This is a genomic window from Desulfobacter sp. UBA2225 (assembly GCF_002348205.1).
In the GTDB taxonomy this organism is placed as follows: Bacteria; Desulfobacterota; Desulfobacteria; order Desulfobacterales; family Desulfobacteraceae; genus Desulfobacter; species Desulfobacter postgatei.
In genome coordinates, this window is the sequence record NZ_DDYV01000173.1 from 1 (window position 1) to 12,933 (window position 12,933).

The 12,933-nt window shown below is 46.6% G+C and carries 14 protein-coding genes and 1 pseudogene; 4 read left to right on the forward strand and 11 right to left on the reverse strand.

All coding sequences use genetic code 11. The features are described 5' to 3' along the window. The 6 genes from B3D59_RS08785 to B3D59_RS08810 all read right to left on the reverse strand — a co-directional run. Positions 1-1,255, reverse strand: a 1,255-nt coding sequence (locus B3D59_RS08785) for a UvrD-helicase domain-containing protein (RefSeq protein WP_286819069.1), incomplete at its 3' end; no start/stop codon positions are given. Next, complete coding sequence (gene recC / locus B3D59_RS08790) at positions 1,252-4,620, reverse strand: exodeoxyribonuclease V subunit gamma (RefSeq protein WP_286819070.1); 3,369 nt, start codon at positions 4,618-4,620, stop codon at positions 1,252-1,254. The genes B3D59_RS08785 and recC, both read right to left, overlap by 4 nt. A gap of 5 nt (positions 4,621-4,625) precedes the next feature. Continuing rightward, a complete protein-coding gene (locus B3D59_RS08795) occupies positions 4,626-5,099 on the reverse strand; it encodes a hypothetical protein (RefSeq protein ID WP_286819073.1) in 474 nt (157 codons plus the stop codon). A gap of 31 nt (positions 5,100-5,130) precedes the next feature. After that, entirely contained in the window at positions 5,131-5,652 is a 522-nt protein-coding gene (locus B3D59_RS08800; protein ID WP_277000308.1) for an adenine phosphoribosyltransferase, read from the reverse strand. Between the two features lie 86 nt (positions 5,653-5,738). Beyond that, positions 5,739-6,494 (reverse strand): S-methyl-5'-thioadenosine phosphorylase, encoded by a 756-nt coding sequence (gene mtnP, locus B3D59_RS08805; RefSeq protein WP_286819077.1) that lies wholly within the window; start codon positions 6,492-6,494, stop codon positions 5,739-5,741. 95 nt (positions 6,495-6,589) lie between these two features. Then, positions 6,590-7,156, reverse strand: coding sequence for a thioredoxin family protein (locus B3D59_RS08810; RefSeq protein ID WP_286819079.1), 567 nt, complete (start codon positions 7,154-7,156; stop codon positions 6,590-6,592). A gap of 679 nt (positions 7,157-7,835) precedes the next feature. Here B3D59_RS08810 and B3D59_RS08815 point away from each other — a divergent pair. Together B3D59_RS08815 and rd are read left to right on the forward strand one after the other, a co-directional pair. Continuing rightward, positions 7,836-8,360, forward strand: a complete 525-nt coding sequence (locus B3D59_RS08815; protein WP_286819085.1) for a cytochrome d ubiquinol oxidase subunit II — start codon at positions 7,836-7,838, stop codon at positions 8,358-8,360. 82 nt (positions 8,361-8,442) lie between these two features. Further along, complete coding sequence (gene rd / locus B3D59_RS08820) at positions 8,443-8,604, forward strand: rubredoxin (protein ID WP_277000321.1); 162 nt, start codon at positions 8,443-8,445, stop codon at positions 8,602-8,604. A 119-nt stretch (positions 8,605-8,723) separates the two neighbouring features. Here rd and B3D59_RS08825 read toward each other — a convergent pair whose 3' ends face one another. The 4 genes and pseudogenes from B3D59_RS08825 to B3D59_RS08840 form a co-directional block, all read right to left on the reverse strand. Further along, the gene (locus B3D59_RS08825) at positions 8,724-9,719 is read right to left on the reverse strand and encodes a DHH family phosphoesterase (RefSeq protein ID WP_286819090.1); all 996 of its coding nucleotides are present in this window, start codon (positions 9,717-9,719) and stop codon (positions 8,724-8,726) included. Between the two features lie 223 nt (positions 9,720-9,942). Beyond that, positions 9,943-10,101: pseudogene (locus B3D59_RS08830) on the reverse strand (ISAs1 family transposase); the annotation flags it as partial. 466 nt (positions 10,102-10,567) lie between these two features. Then, positions 10,568-10,948, reverse strand: coding sequence for a desulfoferrodoxin (locus B3D59_RS08835; RefSeq protein WP_286819092.1), 381 nt, complete (start codon positions 10,946-10,948; stop codon positions 10,568-10,570). Positions 10,949-11,023: 75 nt separating this feature from the next. Continuing rightward, positions 11,024-11,251 carry a hypothetical protein gene (locus tag B3D59_RS08840; RefSeq protein ID WP_277000332.1) on the reverse strand — a complete coding sequence of 76 codons (228 nt, stop codon included), beginning with the start codon at positions 11,249-11,251 and terminating at the stop codon, positions 11,024-11,026. Between the two features lie 552 nt (positions 11,252-11,803). Between B3D59_RS08840 and B3D59_RS08845 the strand changes: the two genes are divergently transcribed. After that, positions 11,804-12,067, forward strand: coding sequence for a glutaredoxin family protein (locus tag B3D59_RS08845; protein ID WP_277004021.1), 264 nt, complete (start codon positions 11,804-11,806; stop codon positions 12,065-12,067). Beyond that, entirely contained in the window at positions 12,064-12,393 is a 330-nt protein-coding gene (locus B3D59_RS08850) for a ferredoxin-thioredoxin reductase catalytic domain-containing protein (protein ID WP_277004023.1), read from the forward strand. The genes B3D59_RS08845 and B3D59_RS08850 overlap by 4 nt, the downstream gene beginning before the upstream one ends. Positions 12,394-12,483: 90 nt before the next feature. On the opposite strand, the gene B3D59_RS08855 is transcribed toward B3D59_RS08850, so the two are convergent. Then, positions 12,484-12,933, reverse strand: a 450-nt coding sequence (locus B3D59_RS08855; protein WP_286819101.1) for an exodeoxyribonuclease III, incomplete at its 5' end; no start/stop codon positions are given.

The window sequence follows — 12,933 nt, forward strand, 5'->3', positions numbered from 1 at the left end:
GCTTGGGATCGCCGATCATGAAAAAGGGAGTACCCGGATCCGTGAACAGGATGGAAAAAATTTTGTACTGTCCCGGGTCCGTGTCCTGGAACTCATCAATGAGGCAGGCATGGAACCTTTTTCTGACAGCCGCTTTCAACACTTGGCCGCCCGGCCCGTCCAGGGCAGCTGAAAGATCATTGATCAGATCATCAAAAAAACATGCACCCTGCGCCTGCTTCATGGCAGCCAGGGCGTTTGCATAATCATCAAGAAACAGATATCGTAATGCAATAAGATTTGCCGCCATGGACCGGGAGAGGTCAAGCAGGCGTTCACAAAGGTCAAAAAAGAGATGGACCGGAGGGGTGTGGCCGGCCTTTGTTTTTTCTGTCAGGCGGGTCCGGGTAAATTTATACAGGGCATCTCCCTGTTCATTCATGTCAAACAGCAGATCGGTGCCGGGGCTTCTTTCAAATTTCGCTTGACAGGCATCCAGCCAGTTGGAAAGATTCTTTTTATTGTAACTTCGTTTATCTATCCCTGCATGGTTCTGGATCAGGTTCCGGATGCCTTCCGGTTCTTGGCTCAAACTTTGCGCGGCTGAATTAACGGTCTTTCTGTAATCATCCCAAATGTCTTGAAACGCCGGCTGTTCCGGCACCACTCTGACGTCCGGCTGGGACGCGGCACGAAGAAGGCCTTTGGCAAAGGTGTCCGGGGTAATATTGTTCTGGTCCAGAAAAGATAAAAACAATGGATCCAGATGGTTGATGCGGCCTGAAAAAAAGTCCCGAACCACCTGATCAACAAAGCCCCGGTTGTCCGCCATAAGTTCCATGTCAAAATGGGCATTGCTTTCAAAGGCATTTTCCCTGAGTACGGAAAAACAAAAAGAGTGGATGGTCATAATTGCGGCCTGGTCAAAACAGGTCACTGCGAGACGAAGTCGGCGACGGATTTTATCCGCATCATTTTGTCTTTGCAAAAAAACAGTGAGATCGTCCGGCGCGTATTCATCACTTTCCTGGCCGGACAAGACCATCAGACAGTGAACCAGACGTTTCCGGATTCTTAATTTCAACTCTGCGGCAGCGGCTTCGGTAAATGTCACCACGAGAATGGATTCCACCTTATATCCCATGGCCACCAGCCGGACAAACAGGGTGGTGATGGTATATGTCTTTCCGGTTCCTGCACTGGCTTCGATCAGGCTGATCTTTTCAAGATCAATGGCAAAGGGGTCAAGAGGCAGAGGCAATGCAGGTCTGTTCATAATATTAAACACGCCAGCATGGGCCTATACACGGCAAGGCCTGCATCCAGCACCCCGGAATGCTCAAGGGTCAACGGATCTGAAAAGGGATTGTCCTGGCCGAAAACAAGGGCAGTGTATCGGTTAAAGCTCTCCCCGGTTGAATTAAACGTGTTGCGCCACAAACCGGCACATTTGCTTAACGCCGTTGACAGGGATGATGCTGAAAGATCATAGTTCCGTGAGGATAAATCCCAAACCAGATGAAAACAAAGATCGGCAAAAAAGGGAAAAACGCTTGCCTTTCCGTCCAGGAAATATCCGGCCAGATCCAGGAGCAACGCCCGGGCTTGGGGCTTTTCTTTAACGGCAGAAAATTGAAATCTTACCGCAGGCTTTTTTCCCTTTGGGTCTTGCCCCACCATCACGGTGGCTCCGGGGTGTTCTTCAACACACGAATACGCCAGGTGCATTATCCACTGGGTCAGCAGCCGGGAGGGGTTCAGTCTGCCAAAACCTGCCACGGCCCTGCACCGATCATACACATCGGTCACCCGGCCTGTGATGCAGCAGGTCTCTGTTTGTAAACACAAATCCAGTATATGTGGATTTGTGTCAGGGAGTTCATTTTGGGCCAGATACTTTACAGGTTCTGACAGATCATTAATCCTGGCCCATTCCTGCTCTCCTTTTTTTCCAAAGGGCAGTCGACCCTGGGCCTTTACCAAGGAATAGAGATCAATGTCTTCACGATTTTCAACCGCCAGGGAACCCAGATCGTAAAGGGAGAGCCCGGACAGCCTGAAAGGTTCGCGTTCATCCGACACCTGCCCGGGCTCCGGATAGATCACTCCCAGGGTATCCATGACATAGTACCGGACAGGATGCCTGAAAAACGCAATGAGATCGGAAAGTGCAATCATCGGCATCTGTTCCGATGCCTGCTGTTTCACAGCGTTGTCAGCATCCGGATCCCGAAAGCAAAAACCGGGTGCGCCGGCATTCTCTCCTTGTCCTTTGTTCCTGGTGCTCTGGCTTCTGCTGATCCGGCACTGGGCATTTGAATAGGAGAAATATCCAGGCGCACGGGTATCTGAAAAATAATCCGGACTGAACGGATGCAAAGGGTGGGCAAACTGCCATTGGAACCCCTGGGGAAAGACAAAGCTGTTTTTAACGGTATCAACCAGTTCCGCCACAGGGGAGGCGACGGGAACCGGAGAGTTGTCACTGATGCGCATGCCGGTATAGGTAACAATAAGCCGAAGACGTGCGCACAGCAACGCCTCCAGAAAAAGCTCACAATCCTCCTGGCGCTCCTGCTTGTCCCCAAGCCGGGGGTTTTGGCGGATCAGGTCAAATCCGGGGGAAGTGCCCGTCCTGGGAAAACTTTGGGCATCCATTCCCATAAGGCAGACAAGCTTGAACGGGATGCTGCGCATGGGCATCAGATTACAAAATGTAATGCCCCCGGAAAGAAAACTGCCCTGGGAAATATGCACATCAAGTTTGGCAGTCAGGGCCAGGCGAACAGCGCAAAAAGAGATCGGTCTTTCAAACCCGGCCTGACCGGCCTGCTTTTCCATATCATCCAGGGCATTGAGCAGCACAGCCATGTCCCCATCATTGCCAAGATCCTTTGCCAATATGTCCGAAATAATGGTCCGAAACCGGGTGGTCCACTCCCGGATCGTGCCGGGGGAATCCATCAGGTCCAGTGCCTTGAACAGAGAATAAATAAAATGGGCGGCTTTTCCTAAAATCTCCCCTTCAAGCCCTTCAAATCCGTCGCAGGGAAGCACATCATTTACAAACACGGTACTTGCCTCGGGCAGGGCAAACCCTGCCATGAGGCGGTTCAGGCCAAATGTCCAGGAGTTTTGTTCATAGGGCCGGCCCAGAATCTTTTCGCGATGGGCACCGTCCCTGCCCCACAAGATCCCGGCAGCGTCAAATAAGGAAGAAACAAGGTCCTGATCTCCCATGGTCAGGCCGAACTTATCGGCAATGACCGGGCAGGATAAAAGTCCCATGATTTTTGATTTTTCAAGACGCGCCTCTTTCATGTCAAGGGTATTTAAAAAGGCGGAAAGGGTTAAGGATTCAGAACGTCGGCGGCGGTCCGACACAGTAAAGGGCAGCCCCGGTGACTGGGAGAACACAGCCTCCAGAAACGGGGCATAGGCTTCGATATCCGGCATCATCACCACCACGTCATGGGGGCAAAGACCGGGATCACGGACCAAGGCATCCAGGATAAGATCTTTGAGCACCTGGGCTTCGCGCATGGGGGAATGACAGGCATGAACGGCCAGGGAATCATCGCCGGCTGCAACGGCAATAGGGTCCTCTGCCCTGCCCTTGCTCCGCCAGACAAGGTTCAGGATATCGGACTGGATCACCCTGAGCATATCGGCAACGCCATGGCCATCCGGATGCGTGTCACCCGGCATGGCAGCCGGGTCCTCAAACAGATCGCCCATGGGCTCATCATAATCAAAATTTTCAAGAAGACCCTGGGTTTCCCTGCTGCTTTGACCGAGGGCACCAAGCAGGGGATTTCCCTCTTCCGGCAGCTCTGAAACGGCCTTATTTTTCAATGCTGCCTTTTCCTGCTGTCGCGGCGAAGGCAGATCAAAAAAGAACTGATGGGTTGGCGTGAGCAAAAACAGAAACACATCCATCTTCCGGCCCAACAGATTAAAAAGATTCAGAAAAAATGGGGGCATGGCAGAGATCCCGAACAGGGATATACGCTGGGGGAAAGCCGTTGTATTGACGGCACCGGTTTCAAGGGCGGCAACACAGGCCTGCATTTGGTCGGGCAGGGACACGCCTTTTTTGATCAACTCCTGCCACAAAACAGCCTGCCACAAGGCATGGGGATCTGCAAACGCTTGGTTCTCCCCCCTGCCCCAGGCCGCGAGCATGTCCGGACGGTATACCTGGTAATCATCCAGAACGCTTGCTATTCTGTGGCTTAACGCCATGGCTTTGGTACCTGCGTCATCATGTTTTAGGTATGTTCCAGGACCGATAAAATCAATATCTGCCCGGGCCGACTCCGACCCCTTGGCCATGAGTGCATCCAGAACAGCCCAGGCCATCATGTCCCGGTTCAGCAAACCCGATTCTGAAACGCCTGTCCCCTGATTGTCGCAGCTCTGCTCCCGGATATATTCAAGCATCTGCCGGGGAAACATAAAACGAACATTGGCGCACACCCCGAAATGACGGGCAATCACCTGGGAGAGCCATTGTTTCATGCCCCGGGACTGAATACCGATGAATTCGGAGGATATGGGATTGTCAGGGACCTTGCCGATTACGGTGCAAAGGGCCTGGGCCAGATTTTCCATACGATTGCTTTTAATCAGATTGATCATAGAAATCAAAAAAAATGGAATCCCGATTCAGGCCTGTAAGGGTTGAACAGCTGAATCTTGCGAGTTGAATCATCAACAATCATACCTGTGGAATAATAAAATGAGAACCAAACACCGATGGTGTTTCCAGCCGGACCAATAATGCTTCTGGCGTACATTCTGTTCCGGCCGGTTTCCAGATTACTTAAATGGTCGATCTTGCGATAAAGATCCGGTCCGGCTTCAATGGGAACCCAGAATTTTGTTTCAAACGTATAGGCAGGGTCAATGCCCACCACAGCATAGGGCAGATTTTCCCTGCCACAGTAAAAATACGATAACTGTTCAGAGAGCAGCTTTTCCCGGTACTGTTCCATGAGTGCCGGACTGTGCGCCAGATGTCCTGTCGTACGAAACCCGCATCCTGCCGGAATGAAAAAAAACAAAAGAAGCAGGAAGGCGGTCACCTGCAAGCCTAAATGGATAAGGTTAATTTTCATGAATCTACTCCTCCTGATCCCTCACATTTAATTATTCGCCTTCAAACTCAGTGATACTGAACACAGGACAGCCGAGGATCTGCTCCCGACCTTTAAGATCAGGCAGTTCTACAACAAAGGCGCATTCTAGCAGATCAGCCCCAAGCTGTTTAACCAATTTAACCGTGGCCCCCGCAGTGCCGCCGGTTGCAATGAGATCGTCCACAATGACCACTTTTTCGCCGGGGGTAACCGCATCCTCGTGCATCTCAAGGATGCCTTCCCCATATTCAAGGCTGTAGCTCTGCTCAATGGTTTTGTGGGGCAGCTTTCCTTTCTTGCGCACCGGGACAAAACCGATACCAAGGCGATAGGCAAGCACTGCACCGAACACAAAGCCTCTGGCATCAATGCCGACCATCTTGTCAAGATTCTTGTCCTTATAGCGGTCGTAGAGAATATCACAGGAATATCTAAATGCGTTAGGGTCCTGCATCAATGTGGTCAAATCTCTGAAAATCACCCCTTTGATGGGCCAGTTGGGAATACTTCTAATATTCTGCTTTAAATCCATTTTTTATTGTTTCTCCTCTACGCATATATAGTTGATACCTTACTTTCATTTTTTGTTCCAGGTTGCGCCCGGGTGGACAGACCGGATCAGCCCATGGTTGTTATTTCTGAAACAGTCTTGATGAACAATTGCTTGACATTATCTGCATTTTTGTTGAACACAGATAAAATCTCATCCCAGGTGACCGGGGCTTCATCCTGTTTCCAGCAGTCATAATCCGTGGCCATGGCCACGGCCGCATAAGGGATGCCCGCCTCATTGGCCAGCATGGCCTCGGGTGCCGTAGACATATTGATGACATCCGCGCCCCACAGCCTGAACATGTTGGATTCGGCCACGGTTGAAAATCGAGGGCCTTCGATGGTTACCACGCATCCTTTGCCGTGGACCTTCAGTCCCAGCTCCGTGGCAGATCTGTACAGCACATTGCGCAGGGACTCATCAAAGGGATGGGCCATGGCCGTGTGAACCACGCCTTGCTCAAAAGAGTCGGTAAAGGTATTTTTACGAAACCGGGTAAAATCAATAAACTGATCCAGAATCACAAAATGGCCCCGGTCGATTTCCTGCCTCAGGCTGCCGCAGGCGGTTGTGGAAAGGATATGGGTGGCACCGGCCTGTTTGAGCGCATATATATTTGCCCGGTTATTCACCTGGGTGGGGCTGTACTGATGCTTGCGACCGTGTCTTGCCAGAATCAATACCTGGGTGTCGTTGATCAGACCGGTCATGATATCAGATGAAGGCGGACCATAGGGGGTGTCTGCCTCAATTTTTTTACAATTTTCTAAAATATCAGGATCATCCACTCCTGACCCGCCAATAATGCCGACCCGTATCATCTTCAATTCTCCTAAAATAAAAACCAATCAACAAGACCTTTGCGCTATCATAGATCGCATCAGATATTCAAGCAGGAATTTATCAGAAGAATGGATCAAGAGCTTTCTTGTTGGACATATTCCTGGAAATTCATGGTTTTGTAACTTTGGGTGTGGATATATTTCAATATCGAGAGCAGCTGATCCGCATTGACAAATCCAGGCAGATTATTAATTTTTGTCCCGTCCGCTTCCAGGAACCAAAGGGTTGGAAGCCCCCGGACCTCCCATTGGCGTGCCAATTTTTCACGTTTATCCGTATCTACGCCAATGCTGATAAAATGATCGTTCAGATAGGCTTTAATCCGGTCATCCGTAAAGGTTTCCTTTTTTAATTTAGAACAGTATCCGCACCAGGCCGCATGGAAATAAAGAAAAATGCTTTTACCCTCTTTTCTGGCCAGGGTCATGCCCGGCGTATAATCATTCCAGGATATATTTTGGGGCGGTGACATTGATGAATTTTGCGGGGTTGAATTTCCAGCAGCAGGCGGTTCAATGTTGACCCGGGGTGCCTGCTGGGTACCTAAATCCGCTGCAGGCCGGTTGTATAGATATATTCCACCCAGCGCCAGTACCACCAGGACCACCAGTATCCCTACCAATATATTTTCTTTTCTCATTTTCAGTCCTTCTTAACCAACCTTAAAGCTACCTGCTCCAATGTTGTTATAGTTGTTTACATGCCGGGCATTTTAATCGCAAAAAATATACCGACATTGGGGAATCGAGGCATTCAGCCCAGATTAACCATTACAGAAACGTCAAAATAGCACAAAATCATAGGATAAAAAAGACGACATATTTTTACTCGTCAGTCATAAGTTTTATGATGGCATCCGGCGCGGAACACACTAAATTCCTGACCAACAAATTGCTGACATTGGTGATCCCAAAAAGTTTAGATCAAGTTGGCACAGTAATCCTGGCCCTGAGATTATATGAAGAATTTATTACATGATACGATTGTGTCGAGCCATTAAAACAATTTTGTCTCAACTGAAATACACACATTCGACATAAACCAGATGTCAAAAAAATGATTTTCAAAATCCCCGCCTCGACTTGAAAATCCGGTAACATTCCGGTATGCTGACAACAAAATTCAAAAAGATCTTCGGCATCATTACAATCCAAGTTGGAAACCGGCATGTTACTTGCGTAAAGCCTTGCTAAAGTTAATCCAGACAACTTTAAACCTAAAGGAGCAAGCCAATTAATCGCAAAGCATGGAAAACAAAATTTTAATTGTAAAAATCGTTATAACAACTTTTTTAATCAACTTTTAACCTGGAGGAATTTATGGATCCGGTTTTTCTGTCCAGACTGCAATTTGCAGCAGCAACCATGTTCCATTTTCTTTTTGTTCCATTTGTCCAAATTGCCGCCAAAACATCGATGGTGCTTGTGCCTGTGGCCGTGGCGTTTCTGATTGCCTCATTTTTTGCAACAAGCCTTTATGACAACTACATCAAATCCCCAGCCCTGTTCTTAGTGATTGTCCTGGCTGTGGCGGCTCTGTTTCTTGCACGTTATTTCAACGCAAAAAAGGCATGGTTCAAAGCCTGGTTTGCATCGGCCCTGACGATTATGGGATGTACTTTTTTCGGAATCTTCGGCCTTTTTCCGGCTTTGTTTCCCTCAAGCATGAACCCGGCCTGGAACCTGACTGCATTTAACGCATCGTCAAGCCCTCTGACCCTTAAAATAATGCTGGTCGTGGTTTCAATCTTCATTCCCATTGTCATTGCATACCAGTCGTGGTCCTACCATTTGTTCAAGGACCCTGTTACTGACGAAGACCTGGACATGGACGAAGCGTATTAGCTATAATCAAATCTACCCGCAGGTTTAATATTGGATTGAGCCTGTATTTATAAAGCAACAAAAAAGAAATAAGGAGAAAAATATGGACAAATATGTATGCGGTCCCTGTGGTTACGTGTATGACCCGGCAGAAGGCGATTCAGATGGCGGTATTGATCCCGGCACCGCTTTTAAAGATCTTCCCGAAGACTGGGTCTGCCCTGTCTGCGGCGCATCCAAAGACGAATTTGAAAAAGAAGAGTAACGCCCTGTCCCGGCCCTACCCCAAATTGCAGGCAGGTCCGGGAATCTCGTAAAACATTGAACGCCGGTTGCACTTGATTGCCAACCGGCGTTTTCACTTCCCCCTAAAACCGGTACCGGCTATTCAATCTTTTTCCCGGCGGTTTGGGTGATCCGTTCAAGCACCCACCGGCTCAACGCCTTTTGGTTTACCCGCTTGATCTCCTTACGGATCAAAGAAATATCCAGCTCAGCCCTGGCCATGGTTTTATGCCCCCCGGCAGACCCGAATTTACCGAATGCTTCCTGGGCAGTCTTTCCGGCGCCTTTGCGCAGGCCGTCGTTGCGCAGAATGACTATCAGTTTTTTATCCACCACTCCGGATACCACGCTCCAATTGACCCCGGCAATGGATAGAAAAAAATCGGCAACCACCACCAGTTCATCGGGTTTGTGAATGGTTCCGGCATGATAAAAGGCCCGGTTGTCCCGGATTATCCTTTGTCTTATGGCGTTGCCCAGAAAATCCAAGTCAGATTCAGTCATATATGCCCGTTCCACCTTAGTGACAATATTCATGTTTGCATATTTGTACAGAAACTGAAAAGCCCGGATATCCATGGAAGAGGCCTGGCGGGTAAAATTGGCTGTATCTGTTTTTATCCCAAGCATCAGAGCGGATGCCAATTTAGCCGACGGCTTTACCTTCAGGCTGCGCAGATATTCGGTGAACATGGTTGAACATGCTCCGTAATCCGGCCGGATATCCACAAAAGGACCACTACTGCAAAATGACAAGGGATGGTGATCAATGATTGCGTCATATTTAATAGAGGAAAAATTTTCATTATGGTCGGGCTGGGAATCCACCACCACAAATTTGTCAAACAAGGACTTGTCCACATCAGCCAATGGGACCATTCCGGCTTCGGTATACTCAATCATGGCAAGGTTGTCCGGCCGGGTGATCCGATTAAAATAGGCAATCACGACTTCACTGACCCGTCGCCACAAAATGCGCTTCACAGCCATGGCAGATGCAATGGCATCAGGGTCTGCATTGATGATTACAAGCACCCTGGATGTCCCTAAAAAATGAGACAGGAGCTGCTTAATTTTTTCCCGGTTACTGGTCATAATTAATGTTTCCATTTCCTGAAAAAAACAGGGTTAAGGTAATAAAAGCATAACCTAAAATGGATAGTATCGCAAATCATCCCTGAAAAATACCAGGGCAAACGCATTTAAATTGTATTGACTCCAAGCACTTTCATGAGGTAAGAATTATCCCATCCTGCTTGCAGGCGTTTGACATTTATGCTCTTTTTCATACTGTTTTCNNGCTTTCGACACTCATCCTCCCTGAAATATCAAGCAAATCGAGCAATTCCGGAATTGCTGTGATTTCATTTGATTTTTCATCCGTTTTTAACTGCCCCAGCACCATATTCGTATCTGATGTCCAGGCACTCACCATATGAATTGCAGATTTGCCATTTGTTTTGTCATGTGAGCGTCTTACCGCACAAATTCGATCCGTAAAGGGATGCAAACACATGAATATGGAGCAACCACTTGGTCTTTAGGGGGATTATATCCCTCCTGCATCTGAAAACAGACATAGGCTATTCCGGTTACTGCCGTGACAATAAGAAAACCAATTCCCGAGGTTAAAAATTTTTTTTTGCTGCACGCTATCCGCAATGGTGTAATAGAGCATGAAAACCATGACAACGGCTGTGAACACCGCAGAAGAAAAGGAGACCCATGAATAAATTTTTCCGACATGCAAAAAAAGCTGACAATTAATGAGGAGATGAAGCCGGATAACGTGATGGAGCAAGCGAAGGGACTAAAAGAAAAAGCCCGCGGACTTCAAAACAAATACCGCGGACTTTTTATACTTGGAAAAACCGGCATATTATGTACTTAGAAAGAATTTCCGGTTTCTAATAACAACAATTTCTGAGTCTAAACAACTAATTTTAAGCTTTCCACAACCCGTGAAGATTGCAGTAAGCCATGGCCTCAACCTTATCCGCATCACATTTAAAAACCGCTTCTGGTGCCGAATCAGGGGTCAGCATCAGACGTTGAACATACGCACCGTCACAAGATACAAGTTCAATCCATTCGATCCAGTGTTCTTTTGTCATGGGATGGGCAACGCTGCCCACAGCCACTTTGTATCCACCTTCAATTTTTTCTATTACGGGAACATGCTTTTCTTTAGCGGCATCAACCGTATTTGCCACCAGGCGATCCATGGGTTTTCCGCAACAGGTTGCCGGAGGTTGTTCGCCATGAAGAACCTGAATAATATTTCCGCATTTTATACATTTATAAATTCCCATTTTTTCAGCCATTGATAACACTCCTTTTGTTTTAAAAGTTTATGAAACACTGTCTGTGAGCGCCAGTTTTTGACCCTGGCATTAATATCAATATGGGTTGTAAACAGACGTTTCCACAGAGCAGTGTGCTGCTTTTGCCTTGAGCATCTGCTCAAGCATTTGCCCTGATAATTGCCTGCGGCCTTTGGTCGCTTCCCGGAACAAGGAGGCTATTTGAAAATAAAATTCATTTTCAGACTTAATCGCACCATAAAAAGGAGCCCGTTTTTTTTCTGAACGGCTTTCAACTTTCTGATATGCAATTACTTTAGTCATCCTTTTCCCCCTCCTTAAGTTAACCGGGGTTGATCAAAAATACCCAAACCCGATGATTTAATCTAATGCAGAATTTTTGCAAAAACAATACCAACATTTAATTATTTGCGATTAGTACAAATATTAAAGATAATTATATTTGTCCGGAAGAATTAAGTTACCAGTCTCACCTTACCAGGAAACCTTTAAACACACATATGTCTCAACAATACGTATCATTGACGATACATAATACAACTGGTTATAAAATAATTTTTCGTAATTTTTATTCTTTGATACTTACCGAAGATAATTACCACAAATATAACAACACAAAAAAATAAAAAGCAAGAAAAAAATTACTTTTTTTTATATCCCGGATATCCCGAAAATCGACCAGATTTCGAACAAGAATACCCAAATAGAAGACTTGGATCTCCCGCATCGCTCTATTTTTTCTCAACCAACCAGAAAACCATGCGAAACAGTTGACATTAAATTTTATGAAGGCATAATATATGCTTAAAACAGTTGATGATTGACACATCGATATATTAAAGGAGAAAATTTTAAATGTGCGAGTGTATCCCCAAAATATACGGATTAAGCACCTGCAGCCACTGCAGGGCCACCAGGAAACTGCTTGACAAATACAATATTGAATATGATTACATACAGGTCGACGATTTTCAAGGAGATGCGCGTAATGCGGTTATAAATGAAATTAAAATATTGAACCCAAGGTGCTCTTTTCCCACCATTAAAATCAATAAAGAGACCGTGATTGTCGGAAACAAGGAAAATGATATTAAAAAAGCATTGGGAATAACCAAATGAACTTAGAACAGCTCTATGATACACTGAAGACCTCTCAGGAGAAAAAAGGGGCTTATTTTAACAAGGATAAGGATCTGGTATTTGAGTTGCTGGAAAGCCTGCAGCTCAACAAACAAAGGTACGGCTATATGGCCTGCCCCTGCCGCCTGGCCTCCGGAGACAGGGAACACGACAAAGACATTATCTGTCCCTGCGAATACCGTAAGCCGGATATGGAAGAATTTGGGACCTGTTATTGCGGACTTTATGTATCGGAAAAGGTGAAGAATCTTGAGATGGTACCTGAGTATGTCCCTGAAAGAAGACCTGTAGAAAAAATAGTGTAGTGTTTGCGTAAAAAAGAACCCTGTCCGAAACAAAGACTTCGTCTGTGTCGGACAGGGCCCTTTAACGTAAAGGGAAAAGCTTTAAAGCGATTACACTTGAACTACTAATCCGACCGGACAGTGATCAGAACCAAAGATATCATTGTCAATAAATGCGTCTTTTACAATATTGTTTTCAATGAGATCTCGGGTGACAAAAAAGTAGTCAATGCGCCACCCCGCATTATTTTTTCTTGCATTAAAACGGTAGGACCACCACGAATATTCTACCGCTTCAGGGTAGAAATGGCGAAAAGTGTCTACATATCCCATATTCACCATTTTATCGAGTATATCCCGCTCGATCCGCAAGAAACCGGATCGTTTAGCGTTAGGTGCCGGATTTTTCAAATCGATTTCATTGTGGGCCGTATTAAAGTCACCGGTAACGATGAGTGAGTTTCCTTCATCTCTTAATTTCTGGGCATAATCAAGGAACCAGTCATAAAACCCTAATTTATAGGAAAGTCTTTCATCGCTCATCTGGCCGTTGGGAAAATA

Excerpts from the sequence above, each read along its gene's own strand:
- B3D59_RS08850 (WP_277004023.1), top strand. The coding sequence starts at position 12,064 with ATGAACTTAGAACAGCTCTATGATACACTGAAGACCTCTCAGGAGAAA.
- B3D59_RS08800 (WP_277000308.1), bottom strand. The coding sequence starts at position 5,652 with ATGGATTTAAAGCAGAATATTAGAAGTATTCCCAACTGGCCCATCAAA.
- B3D59_RS08845 (WP_277004021.1), top strand. The coding sequence starts at position 11,804 with ATGTGCGAGTGTATCCCCAAAATATACGGATTAAGCACCTGCAGCCAC.
- B3D59_RS08825 (WP_286819090.1), bottom strand. The coding sequence starts at position 9,719 with ATGACCAGTAACCGGGAAAAAATTAAGCAGCTCCTGTCTCATTTTTTA.
- B3D59_RS08815 (WP_286819085.1), top strand. The coding sequence starts at position 7,836 with ATGGATCCGGTTTTTCTGTCCAGACTGCAATTTGCAGCAGCAACCATG.
- mtnP (WP_286819077.1), bottom strand. The coding sequence starts at position 6,494 with ATGATACGGGTCGGCATTATTGGCGGGTCAGGAGTGGATGATCCTGAT.
- rd (WP_277000321.1), top strand. The coding sequence starts at position 8,443 with ATGGACAAATATGTATGCGGTCCCTGTGGTTACGTGTATGACCCGGCA.
- recC (WP_286819070.1), bottom strand. The coding sequence starts at position 4,620 with ATGATCAATCTGATTAAAAGCAATCGTATGGAAAATCTGGCCCAGGCC.
- B3D59_RS08840 (WP_277000332.1), bottom strand. The coding sequence starts at position 11,251 with ATGACTAAAGTAATTGCATATCAGAAAGTTGAAAGCCGTTCAGAAAAA.
- B3D59_RS08810 (WP_286819079.1), bottom strand. The coding sequence starts at position 7,156 with ATGAGAAAAGAAAATATATTGGTAGGGATACTGGTGGTCCTGGTGGTA.
- B3D59_RS08795 (WP_286819073.1), bottom strand. The coding sequence starts at position 5,099 with ATGAAAATTAACCTTATCCATTTAGGCTTGCAGGTGACCGCCTTCCTG.
- B3D59_RS08835 (WP_286819092.1), bottom strand. The coding sequence starts at position 10,948 with ATGGCTGAAAAAATGGGAATTTATAAATGTATAAAATGCGGAAATATT.